The following is a 26,054-nucleotide window of genomic DNA, read 5'->3' as shown; positions in this document are numbered from 1 at the left end:
TCTGTGACACTGGCGGACTTTCTCCTCGATTGGAGCTCCGGCCCCATCCCGGTGTGCTGATTCGAGGGGATTTCATTCACAATCGATTGACACCTGGCCACCCGAAGAATACTGTATATATATACAGTATTATTTATTTGGTACGATGGCCAGAAAATCCCCCCACAAAACCACTTCGCCACCCAGGGCTGAGCCGGAATCGCCTGAGCAGTCCGATGACCTGCCTGGCTATGCGGAGCTGCACTGTATCTCCAACTATACTTTTCTGCGTGGCGCTTCGTTTCCGGAGGAGCTGGTGGAGACCGCATACCGCCTGGGTTACCAGGCGCTGGCCATTACCGATGAGTGCTCTCTGAGTGGCGTGGTAAGGGCGTATGTAGCGGCCCGGCAGGTCGGCCTGAAGCTGATCATTGGATCTGAGTTGACTGTCACCGCTGGTGCGGAAGCCGGGCCGGGGGAGGCTTTCAGGCTGGTACTGCTGGCTGCCAATCGTAGCGGCTACGGAGAGTTGAGCCATCTGATTACCTGCGCGCGGCGTGAGACGCGGAAGGGGGAGTACCGACTCGATCGCGCTATGCTGGAGGCCAATCTGCCGACCCACTGCCTGGCGCTCTGGGTGCCGGACCTGCAACAGCCGGAAGAGGTGGTTGTTTCGCAGCTGGTGTGGCTGAGGCGCCTGCTGCGGAATCGGCTCTGGATAGCCGTGGAGCTGTTGCTGCGCGGCAACGACCTTAAAGAGCTGGGCTACCTGGAGACATTGGGCAGACAGTTTGCTGTGCCTCTTTGTGCTGCCGGTGGTGTCTACATGCACAGCCCCCGGCGCCGTATCCTGCAGGACACGGTTACGGCGATCCGGCTGGGGCGGCGTCTGGAGGAGCTGGGTTATGACGCCGAACCCAATGGTGAGCGGCATCTGAGAAAAATAGAACAACTGGTAAAAATATATCCGCGTTCGCTCTTGGCAGAGACGGTGAATATTGCCAGCCGTTGCCACTTTTCCCTCGACGAACTGCGCTATGAATATCCCCGGGAGCTGGTACCCGAGGGCTACACTCCCCATGGCTGGCTGCGGGAATTGACGGAGCGGGGCATCCGCCGCCGCTGGCCCGGCGGTGCCTCACCTAAAGTACGCAACATCATAGAGCATGAACTGGCACTGATCAGAGAGTTGGGGTATGAGCATTACTTCCTGACGGTCCATGATCTGGTGGATTTTGCCCGGAGCCAGCAGATTCTCTGTCAGGGCCGGGGCTCGGCAGCCAACTCGGCGGTCTGCTATTGCCTGGGTATTACGGAAGTGGATCCGGATCGGGTGGCGGTGTTGTTCGAGCGATTTATTTCCCGGGAGCGGGATGAGCCACCGGACATTGACGTTGATTTCGAAAACGCCCGCCGTGAAGAGGTTATTCAGTACATCTACAATAAGTATGGTCGCGGCCGGGCGGCCCTGGCTGCCACTGTAATCACCTACCGTTCCCGCAGTGCTGTTCGAGAGGTGGGCAAGGTGTTGGGGCTGGAAAAAGAGCGCCTGGATGCTATTGCCAGATCCATCTACTGGTGGGGGTCTGATCTGGAAGAGCAGCTGTCTGACTCCGGTATCGACTACGCCGACCCAGATATCAGGCGGCTGGTTTATCTGTGCCGCAGCCTGATCGGCTTTCCCCGTCACCTTTCCCAGCATGTTGGGGGGTTTGTCATCAGCCAGGGGCCGTTGTCGCATCTGGTGCCCATCGAGAATGCCTCCATGGTTGATCGCACAGTGATCCAGTGGGAAAAGGATGATCTGGAGGCTCTGGGGCTGCTGAAAATCGATGTGCTGGCATTGGGTATGCTTACTGCGGTGAAAAAATGTCTGCAACTGGTGAGCAGTTACAGTGCCGAAGAATTGACCATGCAGAAGATTCCGGCCGAAGACCCCAAAGTCTATGACATGATGGGCGAGGCGGATACGGTAGGCGTGTTCCAGGTCGAGTCCCGGGCCCAGATGAGCATGTTGCCCCGATTAAAGCCGCGCAATTACTACGATCTGGTGATTCAGATCGCGATTGTGCGGCCTGGCCCTATTCAGGGCGACATGGTGCACCCTTACCTGGCGCGGCGTAGTGGCAAAGAGGTGGTGACCTATCCCAGCGATGAGGTAAAGGCCGTTCTGGAGCGCACCCTGGGGGTACCGATCTTCCAGGAACAGGTGATGCAGCTGGCTATGGTGGCTGCAGGCTTCAGCGGCGGCGAAGCGGATCAGCTGCGGCGTGCGATGGCAGCCTGGAAACGCAAGGGCGGCCTGGAGCAGTACCGCGAAAAGCTTATTCAAGGCATGCTGTCGAGGGGTTATGAGCACGCATTCGCCGAGCGGCTGTTCCGACAGATTCAGGGATTCGGCGATTACGGATTCCCTGAATCACACTCCGCCAGTTTTGCGTTGATTGCCTATGTATCATCCTGGCTCAAATGCTATCACCCGGCGGCGTTCTGCTGTGCGCTGCTGAACAGCCAGCCCATGGGCTTTTATGCGCCAGCTCAGCTGTTGCAGGATGCCAGGCGCCATGGTGTGAAGGTGCTGCCGGTAGATGTGAACCACAGCTTTTACGAGTGCACCCTGGAACTTTCAGCGGGCACGGGGCGGTCGGTGTTCCCGGAAACGGGGATAGCGAGACGGCGGAGAGCGGAAGAGCTGAGTGAGGCCCTTCAATCTGTCAGTGCCGGTGATACCACCAGAGACGGTGTCGGTGGCCCGGGCATGCAAACAGCAGTCCGGTCGGATACACCAGCAGATGGCAACGGAGCAGCAGGGCGCTTTAACAGCAACCCTAGTCCCGCGCTGCGTATTGGGTTCAACCAGGTTAAGGGTCTGTCGGAAGCAGGTGCGCGGGCCATCGTGGAGGCGCGGGAAAATCCTGTCATCGAGTTGCGTCGGGCGGGTGGCAGTGTGGCCGCAGACGAAACCGGAGACACAAAAGGTAAGACAAACGGGAAGGCAAAAGGGAAGGCAAAAGAAAGAGCAGGAGAAGGAACGAAACAAGAGGCAACAGGGGTTGTAAAAGAGAAGGCAGGAGCAGGGGCAGAAAACGGGGCAAAGGATAAAGTAAAAGAAGGGCAGCAAGACCGACAGAAAGACCGACAGCAAGGTGGGGTGAAAGGCGTAACCTTTCGGAGTATCCAGGAACTGGTATTCCGCAGTGGTATCAACAAGAAGGACCTGGAAGCGCTGGCCGCGGCTGATGCCTTGCGGGGTCTGAGTGGCGACAGGCATCGTGCCTTCTGGTATGCGGCTGGCGTTGTTGCGGAAAACAGCGGTTTCCCGCAAACAGGGGCGGGCCTGGATATGTTTGACAGTGGCAGTGATAGTGGCGGCGACATCGACGTTGCTGTGATGCTGGCCCCGGCTACCGAGAGCCAGAACATCATGGCCGATTATGGGGCGACAGGGTTTACCCTGCGTCGTCACCCGCTGTCCCTGCTAAGAGATCATCTGGACAGTTATCGGGTCAGTCGAGCTGACAGGCTGTCCGGCTTTCAGGATGAGAATCTGGTCAAGGTGGCAGGCATCGTCACCTGCCGACAACGCCCGATGACAGCGTCTGGTGTCACATTTATTACCATGGAGGATGAGACCGGTACGATCAATGTGGTGGTCTGGCCGGCGCTGGGGGAAAGGCGGCGCCCGGTGGTGCGCCAGGCAAGATTGCTGGGGGTGTCCGGCCATGTGCAGCACAGCGATGGGGTGACACACCTGATAGCCCGGGATCTGGTGGATCTGACCCATTGGTTGGGCGCTATGCAGTTATCTTCCAGGGACTTCACCTGATTGAGAGGTCAGGCGCGTGTCCTATACATACCATAAATTCAATAAAAATTCTGTTTGTGGAGGCTTGAAGAGAAGTGAAACAGCGGAAATATAAGCGGACAATAAATCATATCTGCTTCCCGTCAATGAGAGGACTTCTAGGTGATCTATCAGAGGCTCCTTAAAGTGTTAACGGCATTTCCTGAAAATAAACAACACAGAAGAATTTTGTCGGCACTCGGCCTGCTTTTTTTCATAGGCGGCTTCCAGGGTACCAAGCTCGATCAGGGCGTCTTCGACTTCGGGATTGTCCCGGGCCACCTTGATGATGTTGTTCCGCATTTCATCGAACTTTCCCCCATATTGAGTTCGCATTTGCCCGACAGGATCCCGTAATCCATTTTTGCGAAGAAAAACCTGGGCACTATTCGCGACTGCATTTTCGAAGAAAACTGGCCAGCAGGTCAATTCCCTGATACGGGTTCCCGTCCAGTCTGACACTCGGCAATTGATGTCGAACTCGTCGTCCAGGTTGAGATCGTTGTAGCTTGAGTAGAGTGCTCTCTTAGCGTCGTCGATCTGAGACCGCAATGGGAACATTGAACGTTGACCTGTCACCGCTATCTGCTCGATGCTGATTACTGGTCGCTCAGCGTAATCATCTGCGGCCTGCTGCACCGTCGATGAGTTAGACGGATCGGTTTGCCGGGACTCGGTGTTGTTTTCATTCTGTTGTGCGATTGCGTGGTCGTTCAATGCCAACAGCAATAACAACATTAAGCCTGCTTGGTTAACTACTGTAAGGTAATGCCTGAAGGCGATTATGTAGTCCTCCTTTCGCATTTTTAATGGTCAGGAGTTTCTCGCAGATTCTCCTCCTTCCTGTCGTGCTCCAGCAAGGATGCTCGGTAGAGAATAGTTCCCTTCGTGGCAGGCCTACTCGTGGATAACTTCCCCATCGACTTATCCAATTAGAGTCACTTCTGCAATGAAGGGAGTTAAGTATATCTCTGGGTCGGTCACCGCAAAGTGATAAAGTATCCTGTTTTCAAATACAAGTTCGAAGCGTTTATTGATTTCCAATTGTTCCGAAGGACGGATCAATAAATGTCGGGATTACGGGTCGAAGCTCCGATTGTTGGCGTACAGTCTACGTCCCTCCCATACTCCAATGGGGTTGCCGGACCACTGGTAACGCTGCATTGGGAATTGCTGGCCATTGATTCTGATTATGCGAGGATAATGGGCGATTTCCCGCATGATTATCACGGAACCAGTTACAGCCAGTGGGCCAATCGAGGATCAAACTCAGCAGGAATTTCGAATATTATTCCAATAAATCCAGTATACGTTCGATCGCTTTGAGATTGTTGTCTATTATTTCTGCTGATTCAGAATTCGCTTTTTGACTTGCCTGGAACAGTAAATCGAACGCTTGGTTCCAGTTTTGTCTATCAATTGCAAGTTGAGCGTTCTCTGTCAATGCAGTAAGCGCAATATCGTCGTCATTAGCTGCCTGTTGGAAATATATTGACGCGCGCTCAAAGTCACTCTGAAGGCTGTAGTACCTGGCCAGTGAAAGTGACGCTTCTCCGTTCATAGGATCATCTTCTATAACACTCTGTAGGATACTGATTCCATCTGGTGCCTGTCCGTTATCGATAAGGACCCTGGCGCGCAGAATATCTAACTCGCGAGACTCAATCCGGTTCAGACGGCCCTCAAAGGCAATGACTAGTTCAGCGAAATATTGCTCGGTAGCATCACTTGCATTCAGTCTGTCCAGGTTGTCAAATTGCTTTCGTGCAGTATCGAAAGAAGGAAGCTCATCCGTCGTCAAGCTTGAAACGTATGCAACTGCTGCAGCGTCAGGCATAGAATTACCGATATAAATATCGCCCAATAGGGAATAAGAAGACGCGTTACCCATGCCTTTTCTATGCGCGATTTCAAGAATTTCCAGTGCTCCCTGGTAGTTGCTGTCCTGTAGAAAGGCGTTAACTAATAGAAAGTGATAGTTTCTATTCTGCGGATAATCATGTATTAGTTGGTCGAGTATTCCGATAGCTTCCAATGAATACCCCGCATTGAAAGCCGCCAAAGCATAGTAATACTGTACTGATTCATCTTCAGGTAGAAAAGTACTCGCCATTCTAAAAGCTGTCAGTGCGGCGTCATGGTCCAGATTCTGAATATGGCATAATCCGAATCCTTTAAACACATATCCATCTACACCCCCAATCTCTATCGCTTTCCTGCCTGCCTCCATGGCTTTTTCGCAATCCTCTTCATTAAGGTAGAGTTCCATCAGTCGAACGTATGCATCAACATAAGAGGGGTATTTTTCGATAGCTTGGAAATAATACTCCTCAGCACGGCGTCGATCCCGCTTGAGTTGGTATAACTGACCAATGGCGTATTCGATATTGGCAGAGTAGACTAAATCCAGTTCGTTGCCTTGCCGATATCGACGATCGCTTTGTATCCGCAGTTCCTCACGCCGGTTTTCATCAAAGATGAAGCGCAATGCTGCATCAATGTCCTCGACATACATGTCGCTTACAACTTGCAGGATGACACTTTCCCGTTCGTCCAGTGCGGGAGCTCCAGGTCTCAGTCCGACTTCAAAGCTGCCATTAAACTCTTGGGAGAATTGGGGGTCAGACAAACTCAGACCCAGCTCATCAGGACCTGGCGCCAGTTGGGCATGGATAAACCCAGAGCCAAATATAGTCGACAAGCCGAGTATAAACCTGCTGATAAGACTGACTGTAATCCGATTGAGCATCGGCTCCCTCTTAAGAGGTGAATAACTAATGGGTATCATTGAACTGATGCCTGGGTCAGGCGTGCAAGGGCCTCAACCAGTTTTCTGGCAATAGCTGTATCAATGATTCCAGCGATTTCTTTCTGGCGACGATCGGTCTGGTAGAGCTCAAATGCGTGAGAGTAGTCTTCTCTTTGTATCAGAACATCCGCGTACTCTAATCTTGCCTTTTCACTGCAACTACTCGAACTTCGTATCGCCCGGTTAAAATACTCATGCGATTGCTGCAGTTCGTCCAGCTGATTAAATTGCTCAGCTCGCAATATCAGTGCTTCGCAATGGATCGGATAGGCCCGCAAAAGTTCATCCAGTAGTGCACTTCCTTCTTCAATTTGCCCTTGCGTGGTTAATATACTTGCTTGAAGGTAGATTATATTGGCTGAATCCGCCGACACCGGACCCCCGGCTAAGCTCTCAATGACTCCATCACCTACAATTGATGCGATCTCCCACGCTTCATTGTCAATCAATTCTGACATTATCTGGGCGGAATCAGCTATGTAGCTATCAGCATCCATAACACTAAGTAGACTACCGACTTCTCCTCTTGAGACCGGTAATCCTTGAGAGGCTCGCAATCGTTGAAGTGTTGCGTTTTCCTTGCTGGTGAGTTGTCCGGCAATGCGCTTGACTTCTAACAGACTATGTAACGATTCCCAATCGCTGTCACTCTGCGCAATAGAAATCAAATAATCGAGGATTCGAGAGCTGTCGAGCAACCTGCTTGCATGCGAACTGAGCAGGTTTCTGGCAGGCATATAGTGCCCCGCACCTATGAGTGCCTGGATCTGCAATTCAAGCCATATGGAATTTTCACTGTCAAGCATCCTGGAAATAGCGAGTGCGTCAGCAGCAGTTACATAGTTGCCTTGTTGAAGAGCACAATACCCCTGCAGCCCTTTCACCCGGACTCCAAATGCACCTAAGCTGATTGCTTTGTTGATAGTGGTCAATGCATTGTCGCAATCACCGAGATTGATATAGGCAAAGGCCATGTTCTGATAGGCAAGCCGGAAGCGGGAGAAGCGGTCCGTAGCCATCTCATATTGCCGGATAGCATCAACCAACCGGTTCTTTAAAAAGTAGATGTTTCCCATGAGAAAGTAGGTGTCAGGACCGGCTGACTCATCCAGTTTTTCCTCGAAAAACGTAGCATCAATTTCGCCGCTGCCCCGCATACTCAAGATCAGGTCTTTACGATCCACCCAATCCTTGGGCGGTGGAAAATATTGCAGCTCCGGGTCAATCGTGTCCCTTGGCGGAAACGAGTTAAGATCTCTATTTACTGTAGACAACTGATACATATCGATGGGCACTTCAGTGTATTCCAATGTCTGCAATCGATCCGGCCCTGATCCTTTCCAATCGTAAACGCCCTGGACACGAGCCTGAAACTGCGCATCACTCCAATCTCTGACCCCATGGGGCCAATCGACTTGTCCGGACGCTGTTTCGATTACGCCAATCAAAAGTAAAAATACACCTATCAGTATTAGGCGATTGCCGGGCAGAATATCCATGTGCAAGCTACCCTGCATGAATGGTAATGGGCAGTCTGACAAACCTTTCAACAGGTTCACCGTCAACTGTAGGTTTGGTGTATCTCATTTGAGAAATCGCATCTCTAACCATCGCCGCGAATTCAGGTTCCGGATATTCTATTTCTTCGATTCTGATTAACCGCAGTGATCCGTCTTTCATCCACTTGACGAAAACCAAGGCTTCGAATTGACTGATCCTTCTTCTTCGTAATAACCCCTCTCGTATAACAGGACGGACAAGCAGAATTGGTTGCCTGTCCAATCCATTGGTACCAAATCCAACCCCCTCAAGTGTAAACGTTGCGTTTGGTGTCACATCGAGACCGGCCCCTTCATACCCCAGCCCCAGCCCTTCGGTAAGTACCGATTCCACATCAATTCTTAGGGGTTGAAGGTCTACGCCGGAAGTGAGAGCTTCCAAATTGATACCAGAATTCTGGCTGCTGTTTGAGCTCGACCCCTTCCGTTCTTCAGGCGGAGGAGGCGGTTGTAAGGCAATATCAATTTGTCGCGTGATAACCAGATCATCACTCACGCCTTCTTTTGTGCGTTGGGTTAACGGTAATAGCGCAAAAAGCAGTGCGACTACAACCAATGTGTAGAAGCTGGTTCGGCGCAGTAAGATGGTTCGAATGTGCTTCATGACCTGAATCCAAGTAACCTCTCAATCGCTTCTTGTGGCTATATTTACAGAGGTCGCGCCACCCAGTTTGGCTTCATCGATAACATCTACCAGAAGCTCAGTTCGTACGTTGCGATCTGCGAGAACAATTACTGGCAGGTCGCCACGTGAGAGCAATCTGTCTACAAGAGGGCGCACGCCCGCCGTCCCGACTACCCTGCCGCCGTATACAACCCGACCATCATCTGTGATGGCTATCATGATACTCTCCTTCTGAAGCTGCTGAGCAGAGATCGCCTGTGGCTTTGTGATCTCCACACCGGCCTCTTCAACGAAGGTAGTTGTAACAATGAAAAAGATCAGCAGAATGAATACGATATCAATCAATGGTGAAATGTTGATCTCACTGGATTGAACGTCGTCTTCCTGGAAAAGTGTTTTTTTCATTTTCTTTGAAAGTTCCTTTTACAGGCATGTTACTGCTGCTTGAACAGTCTGGCACCTGGTGCGATCGAATCGACACGAAAGTTCTATGTGCCGATATCTTTCTCGTTAATCTCTACTAAATGTTCCAGCATTTGGGTTCGCGACCCTATCAGCATGATCAGAAACGTCGCCGGAATGGCTACCAGCAATCCTGTTTCAGTAGTTATCATGGCTTCTGATATTCCTGCCGCTACCAGATCAAAAGTGTCACCTTTGCCAGTGCTGAGGCCCCTGAAAGTTTTCAACATCCCCGATACGGTACCCAGAAGCCCGACAAGCGGTGCGGTAGTTACCAAAGTAGCAATCAGCGCTTTCCTGCTCTTGATAGGTGATAGCACATCATTTTTAAAAACTTCAATGTCCTGGCGTGTGTTAATGCCAGCCAATAAAGATTCCTGCTTTCGCACAGTGCCGGGAATTGTTAACAAAGTGTCGATCGATAGCCAGTAAATCACTAGTGCCAATCCAAATAACGCCAGCATCAGAAGCCCACCGCCACTGGTGACGCTCCAGAAACTGAGCCAGAAGTCCATCATGCTGGCAGCCTGCTCTGGTCATCTGTGATCAGGCCATTGCTGAAAATAAGTGCGTATTTTTCCATATCTCCCAATATCGTTCGTATTCTTCTACTCAGCACTGCATGAATAATCAGTGCGGGTATTGCGACGATCAACCCAAATTCGGTTGTAACAAGTGCTTCCGATATACCAGAGGAGAGTATTCGAGTATCACCTGTACCAAACAGCGAAATCAGATTAAACGTGTTTATCATTCCGGTCACTGTGCCCAACAAACCAAGAAGTGGTGTAATGGCCGCTGTAGTAGCAATTACTGGTAAAAGATTATTCAGCCTTGGCCTGGTATCCAGTATTTTCTCGTACAGGATTTCTTCAAGCAGTTGTCTGGGTTGACCCAGGTTGTCAATACCGTGATTCAGCATGGGCCCTACGGGAGCCGGCATTTTGTCTGCTAATACTTTTGCGGACAGCAGATCATCGGAGCGGATACTGGCCAGGATGCTTCGCACTTCTTCTATTTTGGGCATCTTTATTCGAAGTATTTGTATAGCTTTAAAAAGCGCAATAGCCAGTGAAATAAAAGCAAAGAAGAGGATGGGGTAGATCCAGATTCCGCCCCTGCCTATGTGCACCAGTAGCGAGTCCTGGCTTGACGAAATCAGAGGGAGTTTGCCTTCTGATACGTCAACCGGCATGGAAGCCCTGTCACCAGTCGCCAGACGTACATAGCTGTCAAGCTCGTTCTGCATTTCCAGAATACGTGCGCTGATACCATCTTCGACAGTAACCAACCCGGCAATCTGGCTTCCCTCATCGAGGAAATAGACAATCGGGCCGAACCGAGTGAATCCGCCATCAATCAACTTTCCGTCTTCGCCAACTATGCTGCCTGCGTACTGTTCTCCTCCGAAAGAACTTCGGATCCGGTCAAGTCCAAGAGCCACCAATTCCAACTCTGTCTCCACCTGATTGGTTTCCTGGTTTATGGAGTCGTCTTGCAAATCAATCTCTTGCAGTATCTGTTCGAATCGATTCAATTCTGAAATATTGAGATTGCTTCGAAAGCGAGACGCGTACTCACCCAGTAAATTCAACAAATAGGTGTTCTCATTCTCCCAGGCCTGCAACCGACTCTGAATATCGCTTAATCCCAACTCTCTGCTGTCTCTTAACGCCTGATACCGTGCCGCTTCGTTTCTTAATCGCCTGATGCTACCTTCAAGTTCATTGAGCTCCGTTACCAGTGGTATTTTTTCATCTGCTATCTCCTCTCTCAATGTTGACAGTTCGCGCAGCGAATTCTCAAGATCTGAATTTACCGAAATCCGAACCTGATCCAGGGAGACATCCTGTGCAGTAACCGCCACGGACATGAAAGCGGAAAAGGCGACCAGCATAATCAGTCGATGAGTGAATTCTATAAGTTGATTCATCAGTCCACCTTTAGTGGTAAGGTGACAAGTTGCGGGGTCAACCGTGTCTCATAGACATCGATCGCTCTCACTATTGAACCACTCAATGTCTCGTCAGTCCGCCACTGCCAGCCAGTGTCAAAAGGCGATCCGTAGCCAGAAATTGTCGCACTTTCATTCACAAAAAATGCTTTTGAAAGCCCGAGATACAATATGCGTGCTTCGATGGATTGATCCTGTTCGACACTGATCAATTCGCTGGCCAGCGTAATCCTGGAGTCAAAACTTTCAATCTCCGCCAGAATATTCAGCACATTCTGTGTTCGTTCACTCAAAGAATGGGAGGTTCGCTCTTGCTGCAACCTGTTCAAGCGTGGCTGCAGCTCGCTACGCAATACCTGAGGAAGATAGCTCTCAATAATTTTAAGTTGCCTTTCGTAGTCTGAGATCAGGACTTCCAGTAACGCTGATACTTCCTGATATGACGAGAGTTGTTCAACTAAAACAAGTCTTTCTTCATCTGCACGACTTGCGATGTCCTGAGCGAGGGCTATTTCTTCGTTAAGTGTTTCCTCTTCTGCCCTTAGGATAGATAGCAGTGTCGTCAATGAGGCGCGCTCTTCCCGCCATTGGCTTTTTTCGTGAGAAATTGCCTGCTCAGTCTCTACCCACTCGCGAATTGTGGTTCTGGTCTCATCCAGCAATTCTGCCGAATAGGCTCCCAATGGGTAGGCAGCTATAGGCAGCGCAAAGGCAAGTAGATATTGTTTTATTAAGCATTTCATTCCGATTAGCCATTTGATCATAGATAGTCCACTGTTAATCCTTGCGACAAATGTGAGTTTTTGTAGTTGCTCCCTGGTACTTTAAGAATGTTCAGTGATTCTGCGGAGCCGCGAATGAGTACTGCTTTGCTGAGCTGAATCTCAGTGTCCCGGAGAATAAGGTCTTCTCCGCAACGTCGTTGAAACCAGGCTCCTCGGCGGAAGCAGTGACAAGTTGCTTCAGGCTTGTAGTTTTCAGGTAAAACAGGAAGGTATCTCCAAAGTAGGCCGTTGTCCAGTTTGTGAGTGGGCGGCGAGTAAGTGACGTACTGAGAGCCACAATAAGTCTAATGTCAGATCAGAGATCTTGAGATATCAGTCGCTTTACATCAGCAATCCGGCCACCTTTACAACTTTATCAGCAAGCACTGCGTAGAATACTTTTACAGTACCGACTGCGATTAGGGTTATAAAGATAATAATTATTGAATCGGTAATCTCGATTGCGGCCAGGTTTATAAAGGCGGGGAGTAAGCTTGCATAAAAGATTATCGCTTTTACATCCCCAAGAGTTAGAAGTAATCCAGAAAACAAACTGGTCAGAATGTTTCCATTCAATTTTTCTTCCTCTACTACGAAAGTGGCTTTTCTTCCGGGTTTGAGTAATGAGAACCCAAACCAGATTAGATAAGCACCACCAAGATACTTGAAGACGGCAAACAGGGCGCCCATAGTTTCAGCCACAACTGATAATCCTAGTATTGCCAGAACAACGAATACAAGATCACCTAGAACGATGCCTGTTGCTACCGCTATGCCATTTGAGATCCCAAGCGTAGCCGATCGGGCTACAACAAGTGCAACACTGGCGTTCGGTATTGCTGCCAGTGTGACCATTATTAAGAAAAGTGAAATTGAATCTATAAAGTTCACGTGGTTGATCCCGCTAAACATCTTCCCGCTAATCAGAGTCTCCTTAACCACATCTCGGGGACTTATGCAGATGCGAACCATAAAGCGAGTCCTATTCAATGGCTGCTGTCAGGTCAAGGTCATGCTCTTACAAGTAAGAGCTGACACAAGCTGCAAGTCCTTCAATCAGCTATCGCGGCTCCCGTCCAGAGGAGCCGTGAAGGCAGGCAACAAAACTTATTCAGAGGTTGAGCTGGAGCTGGCCGTGGAAGAGTCTTCCTCTTCCTCGCAGGTCAGTCCCTCGTATTCAGCATCACAGTCCATCATGCCATCGCCGTCGGCATCGGCAGGGAGAGCCTCCGCACTGAGGGTCAACTCCTTGATGTGGACCAGGCCCAGCAGACCATTAAGCCAGGTTCCCAGGCCGAGGGGGTCGCCTCCAGGAACAGTGAGTATCAGCCCCGGCTGATAAGTGCCCGGCGGGTTTACCGTTACCATTGCCTGCCAGAGCCGTCCCTGCAGCCGTTATGTAAAACACCGTAAAGGTGACGGTTAACAATGTGTTGAGTTTGCGTGTTAATGTGATCAATTGGCTCTCTGCCTGATTGTATTCAGGTATCCCGTCGTCCACTGACGATTTCCCGCATCTGTGGCGGGAAAACTAGCATGTCAGTCTACAGAAAATTGTGAACATGGATCATGTGGGCTCGAGTTTTTCCGGAATTAAATTGCGCGCTTTCGGATCATGCGCTGTGATCCGGTGAAGCCGGATTTCTGCTAGAATAGCCACGGAATTTCTGATTAATTACCTCAAGGTTCTGACCTTCAGACGAATCCGTTGGCAAGATGTATCGCTGCCGGTATGCGTCGGCCTGACAAGGCCAGGCAACGAATCCAGTAGCTTGGTCTGAAGGCCACGCCTTGCAGGCTCAAGTAGAGGGTTATGGTCATTGATCAGAGATTCTCCAGACTATCAAAAGCAATGGTGACGGTTTCATGGGGCAGACATCCTTTCCAGGCGCTGAATCTTCAGCCCGCCCGCAACTCCCTGAACAGATACTCAGCCCGGAGCAGCAAGCGGCATTTCACACCAATGGGTACCTGGTCGTGGATTTCGAGTTCGACGATGCCTTGCTCGAGGGGATCAAGGAAAAGGTTTATCCCTTATACCCGGAAGAGTTTCGCAATAACCCCACCTTTGGCACCCGGGTGCAGGATGCCTGGCTGCAGGTTGACGAGGTTCGACAACTGGCGGTTCAGGAAAACGTCTTGCGGGCTCTGGGAGAATTATACGGGCGTCGGGCGCTGGCTTTTCAAACGTTGAATTTTCCGGTCGGCACCTCTCAACTGGCTCATTCCGATACCATACATTTCAATTCCATGCCGTCCGGCTTCATGGCGGGGGTATGGGTTGCGCTGGAAGACATGGATGAAAACAACGGATCCCTGATCTATTATCCCGGCAGCCATAAGCTGCATGAATACACCATGCAGGATTTTGGTTTAGGGACTGGCTACAATTTCTACAAGGATTATGAGCGGGCAGTTCAGCAGGTCATCGAGGAGCAGAATCTGCAACCGGAGTATGGCTGCATCCGCAAAGGCGAGGCACTGATCTGGCACGCTAACCTCTTACACGGCGGGGCACCTCGCAAAGATCTGGCGCGAAGCCGCCATTCCCAGGTGACCCATTACTATTTCGAAGGCTGCAGGTACTACACGCCAATGCTCAGCAGTGAAGGGGACACTCACTATCGGGATCCCATCTGGATACCCGAAACCCGGGAGGGTGTTTCCGATGTCAAAAAAAGAATGTCGGCAGGCTTGTTACGCCGCATCCTGCGCAAACTTGCGAGGCGCTGAGAAGGCCGGCCTGAAGGGAGAAGCCCTGGGCAGTTAACCCATTCATTGCATAAATTCTTGGCCCAGGACCGCTTCGCTGCTTCCATAGCAGCCTTTCCAGCGCCGTACTCAATTTTTCTGGATATTACGTAGAGTGACTAAGTGACTAGGCTCAATCCATAAAAATCTCCGTGCGAGGCTGGAAATTCTACTCTGAAAGCTCCCGACCCCAACAAATTATGCAATGTTTGGATTCTTGTCGTGGTATGCGGCTTCCAGGGCAGCGATATCAAATTTAATCATCGTATACATTGCTGCCTTCACCCGTGAATTTCTGGCCTCATCGTCACCGGTGATCATCTCGAAAAAGCCTGCCGGGACGATCTGCCAGGCCACACCGAATTTGTCCTTCAGCCAGCCGCAGGCCATCGGTGTGCCACCTTCGAGTAATTTCTCCCAGTAATAGTTAATTTCATCCTGGTCATCGCAGTGCACAAAGAGCGAAATTGCTTCGCTGAACTTGAATGCAGGTCCGCCGTTCAAGGCGGTCATTTCGTTTCCATTTAAACTGAAACCAATGGTAAGAACACTACCCGGCTCGCCCGGACCTGCTTCGTCGCTATGGCTGGTATGAGTGATTGCGGAATTCGGGAATATGCCCGTGTAGAACTCGACCGCCTCCTCGGCGTTGCCGTCGAACCACAGGAAGGGGGTTATTTTTTTCATGGGTTTCGCCTCCTGTCACTAGAGAAGTGAGTATCAGCTGATTCTATTATTATTGCGAGGCATGCCAAGTACTCCTCAGAGCCAGGCCTCGTTGATGCAACGCGCCCTCCGCAAACCGATTAACCCTCGACTGACCCTGCGCGGGTCAGCCCGGGGAGAGCTTTCTCCTGGCGGCTGACGCCCGCTTGCTCGTCAAAAGCCCTCCCTGACCTGCCCCTGTCAGCATTCGGATTGCAGGAATAGGCGGGTGGGAATCTGCTTGCTTTACTCGAACACGTCTTCGAGGATTTCCACCACAACCAGTGTTCCCAGTGCAATCAACAACAGATCCCGGCCGGCGATATGCCACTGGTGACCAGGAACAACCGGCAACTCCCCCAGCATGCGCAGGGGCACAATCTGGCGCGCGATGCCGGGCGGCAGTGGCCGGCCCCGTACCAGGTTACGGCGTATGCCCGGGGGCAGGGCCCGTCTGCCGGCCAGCCCGTAGGTTACGGCCAGTCTTCGCGCATCCGCGGTGCTGATTGTGATTGAGACTTCTGTCTGGGCCTGGCCGGGCGGTCCGCCGGGCCCCCGACGCCCTGGCGTATAGCCGCCACTCTGTGTGCAGGCGGATACCAGCAGGCTGGTCAGCAGCAGGGCGCTGCAGGTGAGGTGTGTCGATGATTTCATTACTGTTCTCCGTGGACCATCTCGGCAGTTAACCGGGTGCCTATTGTAATGCCTGCCGGCGTTGAAATCCTTCCGAAATTGAGGATATGCGTGGCTCGACCCCGATCCGGCCGGGCGTTTCCTGTGGGTTTGCCTTGGCTTTTTTGTCCAGGACCAGGTTTTTTCAGAATCAGGCAAAAACCCCGTGCAGGTACCAGCCCTGTGCGCCGGTTTTTTCCCGGTAAATCCACAGACGGCTGCCGTTTTCTTCCAGGGCCACATAATAATCGCGACGCACGTCGGTGCCGGACCACCAGCGGCTTTCGATGCGCTCGGGTCCGCTGAGGATGGTGATGGGGCGGCGATGATAGAGTCGGCCGCCTCTTACCCTGAGGAGCCGGGGGGCGGGGAAAATCCAGAAAGGGCGAGGGTTCCGGGCGGCCAGGGTGCACCCGGGCCGGGTCAGGTCATGCAGTGGATGGAACTCCCTGGTGGCATATTCCGGGCAGTGTTCCGCTACGCCGCTGATCCTGCGCAGAGGCTGTTCTCCCAGGCGGGCCTGCAGCTGATCCATAAACGAGTCGAGCCTGTCATGGGGATAATCCGCAGGCTGCTCGACCGGCCTGCTTTCGTCCAAACGCCTGCCCGGCAGCAGTTGGTCGGACTCTCCCAGGTGGGCGTCAAAGCGTTCCACCTGCATTTTCAGGCCGACCACGGGTGCCGGCAGGGCAAGACTGCTCAGGTGAATCTGCAATAGTTGCAGCAGGTGCTGTTGACAGCGGCTGGGCTGGCGCAGCCCCAGGTTTACCCGGGTTTTGGTCTGCTTTTCATGAACCAGCGACAGCATCAGCCGGCTGGTGCTGAGATCGCGGCGGCGCAGGAAATCCACCAGCTGAGCCAGAAACTCCTCCACGACTGGAAGCAACAGGCTCACGTTCTCGATTTCGCAGGGCAGGTCATAACTGCTCTGGAAAACCGGAGGTGGCTGATAGTAGTGCTGCGGTTCAGGTCGTTCGCCCACCGCCTTATGCAGCTGGTTGAGGAAATCGCTGCCGAAACGTTTCCGTAAGCCCTCATCAGGCAGACGCCACAGGTCTCGCAGGTGCCGTACCCCCATATTATAGAGGCGCCGGCGCTGCTCCCGGCTCATTTCCAGCGCGTCGGTGGAGAGTTTGCCCAGGGCGGAGCGCAGGTTGTCACGGCGGTAGATCAGCTGGTTGTGGCCACTTCGTGCCAGCAGCAGGCTGCCGGTAACAGTGGGGGCGGCGGCGTGATAAAACTGCCCGTCAAGCTGCCAGTCCAGCAGTTGTCTGGTTATCCGGGGAGCCAGGACCTCATGCAGTTTATCGATACCGCCGAAGTAGCGCAGGCTGCTGCGTATCTCGAACACCAGGGAGCAGGGGTGCAGGCTGACTCTGGAACTGACCCCGGTGGCCAGTGCCGCCAGCTGTTCAAGTCGCTGCTGCTGGCGTTGTTCGGGAAGCTCCGCCAGCTGGGGGAGGTGCAGGGCATACCAGAGGCTGCGCGGCTGTGTTTGCTGTTTGTTTGCCGGGACCGGCGACTTTGCCTTGCCAGGCAGCTGCACCACCTGTCCCCTGGCGGCTTCGGCCGGCCCTGACAACGGCAGTTGCAGAATGACTTCATGCTTTTTCATGAATTTTCGTGGTCACAGGGCAGCGAAAACGGGAAATTCTCCTGGTAAAGGTTGAGCTGTACCGACCGGGGGCGGAAATTGCCCCGGGCTTTCAGCACAGTGATTTCCGTAGGGGATAGTCTGTTATTTCGGCCCCTGGATGGTGCCTGGTCTGCAGGACAGGATTCCTTCAATTGCAGGCGCAAAGACGGTTGTGAGTACTTACTGGCTCTGTGCTGTAAAAGCACTCCCAGGGTTTCACCACCCTCTGCCGCCAGTTGCAGACGGCGGACCACCTTGTCCGGCAACCAGTTCTGCCAGGCCAGTACCAGCCCGCAGCCTGGTTCCTGCAGGGCTTTTTCCATACTCCACAGTGCGTCCTGACAGGAAGTTTCCAGATTGACTACCAGTATCCGGCCAGGGTCGATGCCGGCCTGTAGCAGGGCCGGGCTGTTGAGCAGGTAGGGTGGTGAAATCCACAGAATCCATTGGCCCCGATTGACTGTCTTGCGCATCAGTGGAACCAGCAACTGCAGCTCCCCCATGCCCCACTGGGGAGTGACGATTTCCACAATGGCATTACGGGGCCAGCCGCGACCAGGCAGGATATCGTCCAGTCGCGGGTAGCCGGTGGTTTGGCCGTGATGACCACGACCGGCCATGTCGCAGCCACGCCACAGAATCGGGTTGCACGATAGCAGGCTGTCGATGGTGTTCCTGCTGGAGGCCGTGTTTTCAAGGGCTTTCAGGCTTTGCGTCTGGCTTTCTGGGAAACTTGTTATGGTTTTCATGGGAGTGGCCCGGTTACCTGGGAATGGCATTCCTGCATAAAATAACTGTATGTATGTACAGTAGTATAGCCAGGAAATTTCCCCGGGCAATAGCCACGGGCGACTAAATTGCTGTTTCAAGCGTTGGAGGCCGGCCAATCCGTTATCAGGCGGATATGGAATCCGCGCTCCAGTGTCATTGTGAAGCCGGCAGTCAATCCCTGTTGTATTCCGCCATAAGAGCAGTAATTGCCTGATTTACCTTAATTATTAAAGGATTATGACAGGGCGCCGCTAAATTCTGTGTCACCGGAAGCAGTACAGTATGGACGGTATTCCGGAGTTAACAACAAACCATCTGGAGCGGGGATATGAGTAGAAAACCGGATATGGTGATCGTCGTTATCACTTTGTTTGTCGTTAGCGTGCTTGCCAGCAGCGTCGCGCAAAGCGCACTGTTTTAGTGCCGGCAGGTGCCAGTCAGCCTTAACCGCCTGAGAGCTGCTCAGGCATCTGCCAGGCTATAATATAGCGGGTAGTAAAAGAAGGTTGCTGCGGGCAGGGAGCTGGCGGTGTCAGGGCAGTTGTCCGGTACCTTTCCGGCGCCAGTAACAGCCGGTTTCAGTAACGACCGCGTCCAGCGGCACATCCCAGGAGCTGGTGGGGATGCTGTCTACTCTCTGTAATTCATAGGCCAGGCCTATCAGCTGCGGCCGCCTGAACCCCAGCCTCTCCCGGTAAGCGAAAGTGCGATCGTAGAACCCCTTGCCCATGCCCATGCGGTTGCAGTCCGGGTCGAAACCCACCAGCGGCACAAATACCAGGTCAAGAGAAAATGCCGCAACCAGGCGCCTGGCAGGCAGGTCAGGTTCCAGGATTCCCCAGCGGTTAGGCACCAGTTCATCCCGCATCTGAAAAGGCGCAAAACAGACCTTGTCAGGGCGGTGGGCGCTGAGAACAGGCAGATAGCAGCGTTTGCCCAGCTGCCAGGATCGCAGCAGAATGGCCAGAGGGTCCACTTCCCCGTCATTGGCAAAATAAAAGGCCACACGTCTGGCCCGGTGAAAACTGGGCTGGGTAACGACGCGACGAAAAATCTGCTCAGACCGGTCCCGTTGCTCAGCGGCGGACAGACCTCGACGTTTCTGACGAAGTTGCTTGCGGAGACTGACGCGGTCGGAATGACTCATGGAAAAGGGGCAGGCTGGAGGCTGAGGTCTTATCGCTCAGCCGGAACCGGAGTTGTAAGAAAGTTCCCCAAAACACCGCTATCAAATTTGCCCTGAACCGAAAGGTTCAGGTGGTGGCTCCCGCGATGTATAAGGCTTTCCGTCTGGCGGACATGCACAACAACATCTGGCGAGTTGCCTCCGGTATTACAAATATCGGCTCAAGAACACTTTTGACTGGCAAATGCCCCAGGAAACTCTGCTGAGTAGTATAGCTGGCTGTCGGGGTTGATGCCAGACAAGTTCGATTTCGCAAGGACGGGTGGAGACTGGCCTTACATTTCCAGTTGACGGCTGCGCTGCAGAGCCTGGTCGATTTTTTCTTCCAGCTTACCCAGCTGTTCGGAGTTGGCGCGACGGGTCTCATTTATCAGGCGGTTTTTCTGCAGCAGTTCATAGGTAATGTTCAGGGCTGCCATCACCGCCACCTTCTCACTGCCGTGGATATTTCCCTTTTCCTTGACCTTGCGCATGCTCTCGTCCAGGTATCGGGCTGATTTCATCAGGGCTTCCTGATCGGAGGGCGGGCAGTTGATATGGTATTCCTTGTCGAGAATCCGGATCTGTACAGAAGAGCTTTTTTCAGACATTAAGATTACCCACTGTTAAATTTATTATCGCGCTGGCTTCAGGTCTTGCTTCTTGCTATCTATTGATTGCGATTTACCGCGCCGAATCTATCAGGTCCGGGCGTACACAGACCAAACCGGAGTTCCTGAAGCCGACATTTATTGTATACCGAACCGGATTCTCTGAATACTTGGCGTAAGCTGTCTTCGAGCCATGCCAGCCGGCGACAGATTCACCGGCCGGCATGGTGTCAGGTCAGGCTGTGGCTGGGGTTGGGTATTGCGGATTACCGGGTTTCGTCCATGGCCTTCAGACGGGCCAGGATTGATTCCAGCCGGGTCTTCGTTACCTTGTTCTTTTCCATCAGTTCCCTGCGCTCGCCGTGCCAGGACTCCTCGTTGGCTCTCAGCAGCTGATTCTCCTGTTTCATTTCCACACACAGGGCGATCAGGGATTCCACCTTCTCGTTCAGGGCTTGAAACTTGTCGTCGCTCATTACTCGATCCATGATTTCAGGTTAAATTCCAATGTAAGCAATATGTTATCGGAACTTATTTAAGTGCAGAGTAACTATAGAGGGGCCGACAAGGGGGGTCAATGACCCAATTCGCAAAAATAACATCTGATCCGGTGGACCTGTCCGGGCGTTATGCCTATGCTAACCGTCCTTTAGACAAGTAACGCGGCGCACCGGCCTTCAGGCAGGTCCTGTGTCGGGGCCCATTGCCGCCGGCGTGTATCGGCCTGCCATTATCAGGGGTTAAGGGTGCGTGTGGATAACGGGTGGACCGGAAGGCCGCATCGGTCTTCGCTGTGCTATCCGGTCACGCCTTAAGAAGCAAGTGGAAGTAATGGAAGGATATGACAGTCGATTCCCGAGAATATAAACGCCGGCGCAAAGAGCTGATGGCCCATATGGAGCCCAACAGCATTGCCTTATTGGCCGCTGCCACCCCGAAAACCCGCAACAACGACGCCGACTATCCTTATCGGCAGAACAGCGATTTCTACTACCTGACCGGCTTCACCGAGCAGCAGGCCGTATTGGCGCTTATTCCCGGGCGCAAACAGGGAGAGGCGGTGCTGTTCTGCCAGGAAAAAGACCCGCTCAAGGAGCTCTGGAATGGAATCCTGATGGGGCCCCAGCGTGCCAGCGAAGCGTTGTTGATCGATGACGCATTTCCCATTTCGGACGTCAACGATATCCTGCCGGGCCTGATCGAGGGGCGGGAGCGGGTCTACTATTCCATGGGCAAGGACCCCCAGTTTGATCAGCAGGTGATGGACTGGGTGAATGTGGTGCGCAGCCACAAGCGCCAGGGCGTGCACCCGCCCGGCGAATTCCTGGTGCTGGACCACCTGTTGCACGAGCAGCGGCTGGTGAAGAGCAGCAAGGAAATGAAGTTAATGGAAAAGGCGGCAAAAATTTCCGCCCGTGCCCATAAGCGAGCCATGAAAATCTGCAAGCCGGGTGTGTACGAGTACCAGCTGGAAGCGGAATTGCTTCATGAGTTCTACCGCAGCGGCAGCCGGTTCCCGGCCTATAACTCCATAGTCGCCGCGGGAGATAATGCCTGTATCCTGCATTATGACACCAACAATGCCGAGGTCAGAGAAGGGGATCTGGTGCTGATCGATGCCGGGTGTGAGTACCAGCACTACGCTTCCGATATCACCAGAACCTTTCCCGCCAGTGGCGTTTTCAGCCCGGAACAGCGTGCTGTCTACGATATCGTTCTAAAGGCGAATTTAGCGGCTATCGACGCGGTCAAACCCGGCGCCGCCTACGACGAGCCCCACAACGTGTCGGTCCGGGTCATCACCTCCGGCCTGATCAGGCTCGGCCTGATTGAGGGACCCCTGAGTCAGGCTATCAAAAAGGAAACCTACCGCGATTTTTACATGCACCGGGTCGGCCACTGGCTGGGAATGGATGTACACGACGTGGGCGACTATCGCATCGACGGTAATTGGCGGTTACTGGAACCAGGCATGGTAACCACTATCGAGCCGGGTATTTACATCGCTCCTGACAACCGGAAAGTTGCCAGGAAATGGCGCGGCATTGGCGTCAGGATCGAGGATGATGTGCTGGTAACCCGCACAGGCAATAAGGTGCTGAGCAGGGACGTGCCGAAAGACGGCGATGAGATAGAAGCGCTTATGGCCGGTTAGCCACGCTGAATAGAATGTTTATACAGAATCCGAATAAAAGATATGACATCACGGTCATCGGTGCGGGTATGGTGGGAGCCAGTTTCGCCCTGGCGTTGCGCCGCATGGTGCCAGCTGATACCTCTATCCTGGTGGTTGAGGCTGCCCGTTCCGAGTTGAGTCAGGCTCTGTCCCCCAGTTTTGACGATCGTTCCACGGCGCTGTCCTATGGCAGCAGCCAGATCCTGGGGAAAATCGGCCTGTGGGCCGCACTGGCAGACAGTGTGGCGCCCATTGACCGGATCCATGTTTCAGATCGCGGTCACTTCGGCTCTGCGCGACTTGACCGGGAGTCCGAGGGAGTGGCTGCCCTGGGGTATGTGGTGGAGAACCGTCGTTTTGGTGCGGTGTTGAATCAGGCGCTGCACGAAGCCGGGGGAATAGATTTTCTGGCTCCGGCCAGTGTTGAAAACACAGCACCGCTTGCCACTGGTATGGCATTGCAATTAAGAAATGGTGAAGGCCAGCTGGTTGAGATTGAAACTGCACTGGTTGTTCTCGCTGATGGGGGCAGGTCTCCCATCTGTCATCAGCTTGGTATTGCCATTGACAGGCAGCAGTACGATCAGAAAGCCATAATAGCCAATATCGGCTTTGACCGCAGTCACGACAATGTGGCCTATGAGCGCTTTACCGACACCGGGCCGATGGCAATCCTGCCGCTGCAGCCCCTCGGCGGGGAATATCGAGGTGCTCTGGTCTGGACTGTTGCCGAGCAGGACGCCGAGGGCCTGATGGGGTTGGAAGACAGAGAGCTGGTTACAATTCTGCAGGAGCGCTTTGGCTATCGGCTGGGTCGGATTCATCGGATAGGTGAGCGTTTCTGTTACCCCCTCAGTCTGCAGGTTGCCCGTGAGCAGGTGAGGCCGGGCCTGGTATTATTGGGCAACGTGGCTCACACGCTCCACCCCGTGGCGGGGCAGGGTTTTAACCTGGCACTACGCGATGCCGAGGAACTGGCTGGCGTGCTTGCACAGGGAATAGCGGCCGGCGCTTCTCCCGGGAACATGCAGGTTCTAAACACTTTTCAGAATCTGCAGCAGCGTGATCAGGACCGTACTATCAGTTTTTCCCATTACCTGACCCGGTTGTTCTCCAGCAACCGCAGCAGCCTGATATGGGCCCGCAAGCTGGGTCTGGCCTCCATCGATATCGTCCCGTTGGTCCGCCATGAATTTGCCCGCAGTGCCATGGGGCTGGCTGACCGGTAATCCTGCAAAAAAACAGGAACCTTTGCCTTTCCCCGCAGGGCCAGGCAAAGGCTCCCTGGCCCCAGCAAGGGCCCAGGCGCGGGAATTCAGCGGGCTATTTCGAAAACGATGCGTTGTTGAACGCCGTGAACCGCTACCGGCTGGCCATTTTCAACTTTGGCCGCGTATCGCCACTTGGCGATGGATTGCAGGGCGGCGCGCTCGAAATAACCCTCCGGTTCGGCATAGGTTACAGACGGGTTGCTCACGTTGCCCTGTTCATCCACGCTGAAACTGACTACTACGAAACCCTCGATCTGCTTCTGCAGTGCCCGATTCGGATAGACCGGGGTGGTCCTGACTATTGGCACCATTTCGCTGTCCTGAAATGTCAGACCAGTCCAGCCAGGTGGATCCAGCACGAAGGTCTGTGGGTCATAGCTCAGGACTGGCACGGAACCGACAGGGGTATCTCGCGGTTTCTCGGGTACCTCCGTGGGCGTCGGCTCCGTGATAGGTTCCGGTCTTTCAATGGGCTCAAAGGTCTCCATCTCTATCACCGGCATGGTCGCGTCGACGACAGGAATTACAAAAGTCTCCTGGACTCGCTCACTGTCGGAATGCACCATCAGATGCATCAGAAAGAACAACGTGGTTGTAACGATTGCCGCTGCGAACAGGGCGGTAGGTACTCTCAGTAAGTGAATGTTGATGGTATGCATGATCGGCCTCCTGTTAACCGGTTATTGCTCGCCCTTGAACTGCCCGCTAGAGCAGGCCGTCAAGGGCAAACGAAAACCGCTTTCTGATTGGTTGGTTATTCCCGCCGATTCCATCCACGACTTCCGGGCAGTAAACAAACTTCTTTACCGCCCGCAATACCGCCGTGTCGAACACGCCAGTTGGTACTGACTCTATTATTGTTGTCTCTCTTACCCGGCCTTCTTCATCCAGGCTGAATTCTGCGACCACATGCCCTTCAATGCCACGCTGCAAGGCGTGAGGCGGGTACGCCGGTGCTGAAACTATGAGTGGTGCCGCTTCCCACTTCTTGAACAGCGCTTCTGGTGAGACCGTAAAGTCGATGTTGTCTGCCAGAGCCGATGGGCTGTCCGCCACAGCAAGCCGTGCCAACTGACCCGTTTGTGCGGCACCTGGCGGCGTGTTCAAGCGCTCGACAGTCCGGGAGCCCGACTGGAATTGCCGGGGTGGATTCAATACGGGATTGATAAGCGCAGTGTCCTGGTAAGCAGCATCCGAAGGCAGATTTCCAGCCGGCAGGCCGAAGCTGACCGGTACGACTGCTCTGGCTGCCTGGGTTGGTTCCACGATGCGGGCGGATAGTTCAATAGAGGAAAAGGGAATGACCAGCAGCAGGGTTGCAGTTGTAGCGGCGCAAATCTCGTCTGCCCGCAAAAACTCCCGGTTCCTGTCGGAATGCACGATATGCCGGATACGCAGACCGAGCTCTGAAGCTTTTGGGATCAGCCCTATGGCCGCATTCAGCGGGCGCAACCGGTGACGGGTCCTGCTGGCCAGTTTGAGCAGGCTGGACGCGTATTCCACTGCAGAACCACAACTGTCCACGGCCGCATCATCGCAGGCATGTTCACTGGCCAGCTTCATGCGTCTGACTGCATGCCAGAGCAGTGGATTGGGCCAATAGATGCACAGTGCGAGCCTGCCCAGCATTTGTGCTATCCAGTCATTGCGCTGAATGTGTCCCAGCTCGTGGCCGATGGCCTGGGTGAGCGGCGCCGGCTCCCATTCGAGCGCAGTTTCCGGCAGGATCAGCCGGTGACGGACAACACCCCACGTAAAAGGAGTCTGTGCCCCGGGACTGAAAAGTAATTCCACTTCTGCCGCGCTGCCATTGTCGTTCAGTAAGCCTGCCAGCAGGCTGTGGGCCGGGTGCCCAGGTACTGCGTATGCCCGCTTGCTCAGTCCGGCAAGTGACAGGACACCGGTGAGCAGGCGGGCGACCATGAAGAGCACGCCGGCCAGGTAGAACCAGCCCAGAAACTCTGCCAGTATCGTGAGCCTGGCAAAAAACTCGGCAGGGGTTTCCAGAAGTTGCTCGGCCAGGTATCCCAATGCCGGGGCTGCATCGCTTACAGTAAAGGAAACTGCGAACTCGATTCGGGGAGTGATTAACTTGAACAGGGGCAGGCACAGGCAACTGGCCAGGGCAATCAGCCAGATCAGGCTGTGGCTGGACGCGGACTGACGACGGAACGTCCAACGCAGCAGCAGGGCTATGAGGACAATCAATGACGCCTTGATAAACGTGTCCACCCAGAAATAGAACACCGGGCTGTGGGCTTGCAGGAGATCGAGGCTGGTGATAATTGTTGTCATTGTTA

Annotated in this window: 24 protein-coding genes and 1 other RNA gene; 4 read left to right on the top strand and 21 right to left on the bottom strand. The window is 53.4% G+C overall.

From position 1 onward, the window contains the following. The first annotated feature begins 145 nt into the window (after positions 1-145). Complete coding sequence (locus R3F50_04305; protein MEZ5489527.1) at positions 146-3,805, top strand: error-prone DNA polymerase; 3,660 nt, start codon at positions 146-148, stop codon at positions 3,803-3,805. A gap of 168 nt (positions 3,806-3,973) precedes the next feature. Here the strand turns inward: R3F50_04305 and R3F50_04300 are convergent, their stop codons facing one another. The 11 genes from R3F50_04300 to R3F50_04250 form a co-directional block, all read right to left on the bottom strand. Beyond that, a complete protein-coding gene (locus R3F50_04300; GenBank protein ID MEZ5489526.1) occupies positions 3,974-4,561 on the bottom strand; it encodes a hypothetical protein in 588 nt (195 codons plus the stop codon). 550 nt (positions 4,562-5,111) lie between these two features. After that, positions 5,112-6,611 carry a tetratricopeptide repeat protein gene (locus tag R3F50_04295; protein ID MEZ5489525.1) on the bottom strand — a complete coding sequence of 500 codons (1,500 nt, stop codon included), beginning with the start codon at positions 6,609-6,611 and terminating at the stop codon, positions 5,112-5,114. Further along, the gene (locus R3F50_04290; protein MEZ5489524.1) at positions 6,608-8,131 is read right to left on the bottom strand and encodes a tetratricopeptide repeat protein; all 1,524 of its coding nucleotides are present in this window, start codon (positions 8,129-8,131) and stop codon (positions 6,608-6,610) included. The genes R3F50_04295 and R3F50_04290 overlap by 4 nt, the downstream gene beginning before the upstream one ends. Positions 8,132-8,138: 7 nt before the next feature. Next, a complete protein-coding gene (locus R3F50_04285) occupies positions 8,139-8,795 on the bottom strand; it encodes a hypothetical protein (GenBank protein ID MEZ5489523.1) in 657 nt (218 codons plus the stop codon). Between the two features lie 21 nt (positions 8,796-8,816). Continuing rightward, the gene (locus R3F50_04280) at positions 8,817-9,221 is read right to left on the bottom strand and encodes a biopolymer transporter ExbD (GenBank protein MEZ5489522.1); all 405 of its coding nucleotides are present in this window, start codon (positions 9,219-9,221) and stop codon (positions 8,817-8,819) included. An 83-nt stretch (positions 9,222-9,304) separates the two neighbouring features. Beyond that, the gene (locus tag R3F50_04275; GenBank protein MEZ5489521.1) at positions 9,305-9,796 is read right to left on the bottom strand and encodes a MotA/TolQ/ExbB proton channel family protein; all 492 of its coding nucleotides are present in this window, start codon (positions 9,794-9,796) and stop codon (positions 9,305-9,307) included. Continuing rightward, positions 9,793-11,211 (bottom strand): MotA/TolQ/ExbB proton channel family protein, encoded by a 1,419-nt coding sequence (locus R3F50_04270; GenBank protein ID MEZ5489520.1) that lies wholly within the window; start codon positions 11,209-11,211, stop codon positions 9,793-9,795. Before R3F50_04270 ends, R3F50_04275 begins: the two co-directional genes overlap by 4 nt. Next, the gene (locus tag R3F50_04265; protein ID MEZ5489519.1) at positions 11,211-11,996 is read right to left on the bottom strand and encodes a DUF3450 family protein; all 786 of its coding nucleotides are present in this window, start codon (positions 11,994-11,996) and stop codon (positions 11,211-11,213) included. Before R3F50_04265 ends, R3F50_04270 begins: the two co-directional genes overlap by 1 nt. Positions 11,997-12,338: 342 nt before the next feature. Continuing rightward, a complete protein-coding gene (locus R3F50_04260; GenBank protein MEZ5489518.1) occupies positions 12,339-12,887 on the bottom strand; it encodes a LysE family translocator in 549 nt (182 codons plus the stop codon). A gap of 216 nt (positions 12,888-13,103) precedes the next feature. Further along, positions 13,104-13,364 (bottom strand): hypothetical protein, encoded by a 261-nt coding sequence (locus R3F50_04255; GenBank protein MEZ5489517.1) that lies wholly within the window; start codon positions 13,362-13,364, stop codon positions 13,104-13,106. 327 nt (positions 13,365-13,691) lie between these two features. Beyond that, the gene (locus R3F50_04250; GenBank protein ID MEZ5489516.1) at positions 13,692-13,817 is read right to left on the bottom strand and encodes a hypothetical protein; all 126 of its coding nucleotides are present in this window, start codon (positions 13,815-13,817) and stop codon (positions 13,692-13,694) included. 45 nt (positions 13,818-13,862) lie between these two features. Here R3F50_04250 and R3F50_04245 point away from each other — a divergent pair, with 45 nt between their 5' ends. Continuing rightward, complete coding sequence (locus R3F50_04245; GenBank protein ID MEZ5489515.1) at positions 13,863-14,729, top strand: phytanoyl-CoA dioxygenase family protein; 867 nt, start codon at positions 13,863-13,865, stop codon at positions 14,727-14,729. A gap of 216 nt (positions 14,730-14,945) precedes the next feature. On the opposite strand, the gene R3F50_04240 is transcribed toward R3F50_04245, so the two are convergent. The 8 genes from R3F50_04240 to R3F50_04205 all read right to left on the bottom strand — a co-directional run bounded on the left by R3F50_04240 (position 14,946) and on the right by R3F50_04205 (position 20,783). Next, on the bottom strand, positions 14,946-15,434 hold the full coding sequence (locus R3F50_04240; protein MEZ5489514.1) for a VOC family protein: 489 nt from the start codon (positions 15,432-15,434) through the stop codon (positions 14,946-14,948). A 264-nt stretch (positions 15,435-15,698) separates the two neighbouring features. Further along, positions 15,699-16,106 (bottom strand): anti-virulence regulator CigR family protein, encoded by a 408-nt coding sequence (locus R3F50_04235; GenBank protein MEZ5489513.1) that lies wholly within the window; start codon positions 16,104-16,106, stop codon positions 15,699-15,701. Positions 16,107-16,275: 169 nt separating this feature from the next. Next, the gene (locus tag R3F50_04230; GenBank protein ID MEZ5489512.1) at positions 16,276-17,739 is read right to left on the bottom strand and encodes a DNA polymerase Y family protein; all 1,464 of its coding nucleotides are present in this window, start codon (positions 17,737-17,739) and stop codon (positions 16,276-16,278) included. Continuing rightward, positions 17,736-18,509 carry a translesion DNA synthesis-associated protein ImuA gene (gene imuA, locus R3F50_04225; GenBank protein MEZ5489511.1) on the bottom strand — a complete coding sequence of 258 codons (774 nt, stop codon included), beginning with the start codon at positions 18,507-18,509 and terminating at the stop codon, positions 17,736-17,738. The genes R3F50_04230 and imuA overlap by 4 nt, the downstream gene beginning before the upstream one ends. A 554-nt stretch (positions 18,510-19,063) precedes the next feature. Continuing rightward, complete coding sequence (locus tag R3F50_04220) at positions 19,064-19,678, bottom strand: 5-formyltetrahydrofolate cyclo-ligase (GenBank protein ID MEZ5489510.1); 615 nt, start codon at positions 19,676-19,678, stop codon at positions 19,064-19,066. A gap of 60 nt (positions 19,679-19,738) precedes the next feature. Next, a non-coding RNA gene (ssrS, locus tag R3F50_04215) (6S RNA) lies at positions 19,739-19,916 on the bottom strand. Positions 19,917-19,992: 76 nt separating this feature from the next. Next, positions 19,993-20,307 carry a cell division protein ZapA gene (locus tag R3F50_04210; GenBank protein MEZ5489509.1) on the bottom strand — a complete coding sequence of 105 codons (315 nt, stop codon included), beginning with the start codon at positions 20,305-20,307 and terminating at the stop codon, positions 19,993-19,995. A gap of 266 nt (positions 20,308-20,573) precedes the next feature. Then, on the bottom strand, positions 20,574-20,783 hold the full coding sequence (locus tag R3F50_04205; protein ID MEZ5489508.1) for a TIGR02449 family protein: 210 nt from the start codon (positions 20,781-20,783) through the stop codon (positions 20,574-20,576). A 365-nt stretch (positions 20,784-21,148) separates the two neighbouring features. On the opposite strand from R3F50_04205, the gene pepP reads away from it, so the two are divergent. Both pepP and ubiH read left to right on the top strand, forming a co-directional pair. After that, complete coding sequence (pepP, locus tag R3F50_04200; GenBank protein ID MEZ5489507.1) at positions 21,149-22,462, top strand: Xaa-Pro aminopeptidase; 1,314 nt, start codon at positions 21,149-21,151, stop codon at positions 22,460-22,462. Positions 22,463-22,476: 14 nt separating this feature from the next. Beyond that, the gene (gene ubiH / locus R3F50_04195; protein ID MEZ5489506.1) at positions 22,477-23,712 is read left to right on the top strand and encodes a 2-octaprenyl-6-methoxyphenyl hydroxylase; all 1,236 of its coding nucleotides are present in this window, start codon (positions 22,477-22,479) and stop codon (positions 23,710-23,712) included. Positions 23,713-23,798: 86 nt separating this feature from the next. Here ubiH and R3F50_04190 read toward each other — a convergent pair whose 3' ends face one another. Together R3F50_04190 and R3F50_04185 are read right to left on the bottom strand one after the other, a co-directional pair. Beyond that, on the bottom strand, positions 23,799-24,413 hold the full coding sequence (locus tag R3F50_04190) for a TonB family protein (protein ID MEZ5489505.1): 615 nt from the start codon (positions 24,411-24,413) through the stop codon (positions 23,799-23,801). 46 nt (positions 24,414-24,459) lie between these two features. Then, entirely contained in the window at positions 24,460-26,049 is a 1,590-nt protein-coding gene (locus R3F50_04185) for a M56 family metallopeptidase (protein ID MEZ5489504.1), read from the bottom strand. Positions 26,050-26,054: the final 5 nt, after the last annotated feature.

Source organism: Gammaproteobacteria bacterium (genome assembly GCA_041395725.1).
Taxonomy (GTDB): Bacteria; Pseudomonadota; Gammaproteobacteria; order Pseudomonadales; family Pseudohongiellaceae; genus NORP240.
This window is presented reverse-complemented; position numbering and strand designations above follow the sequence as displayed.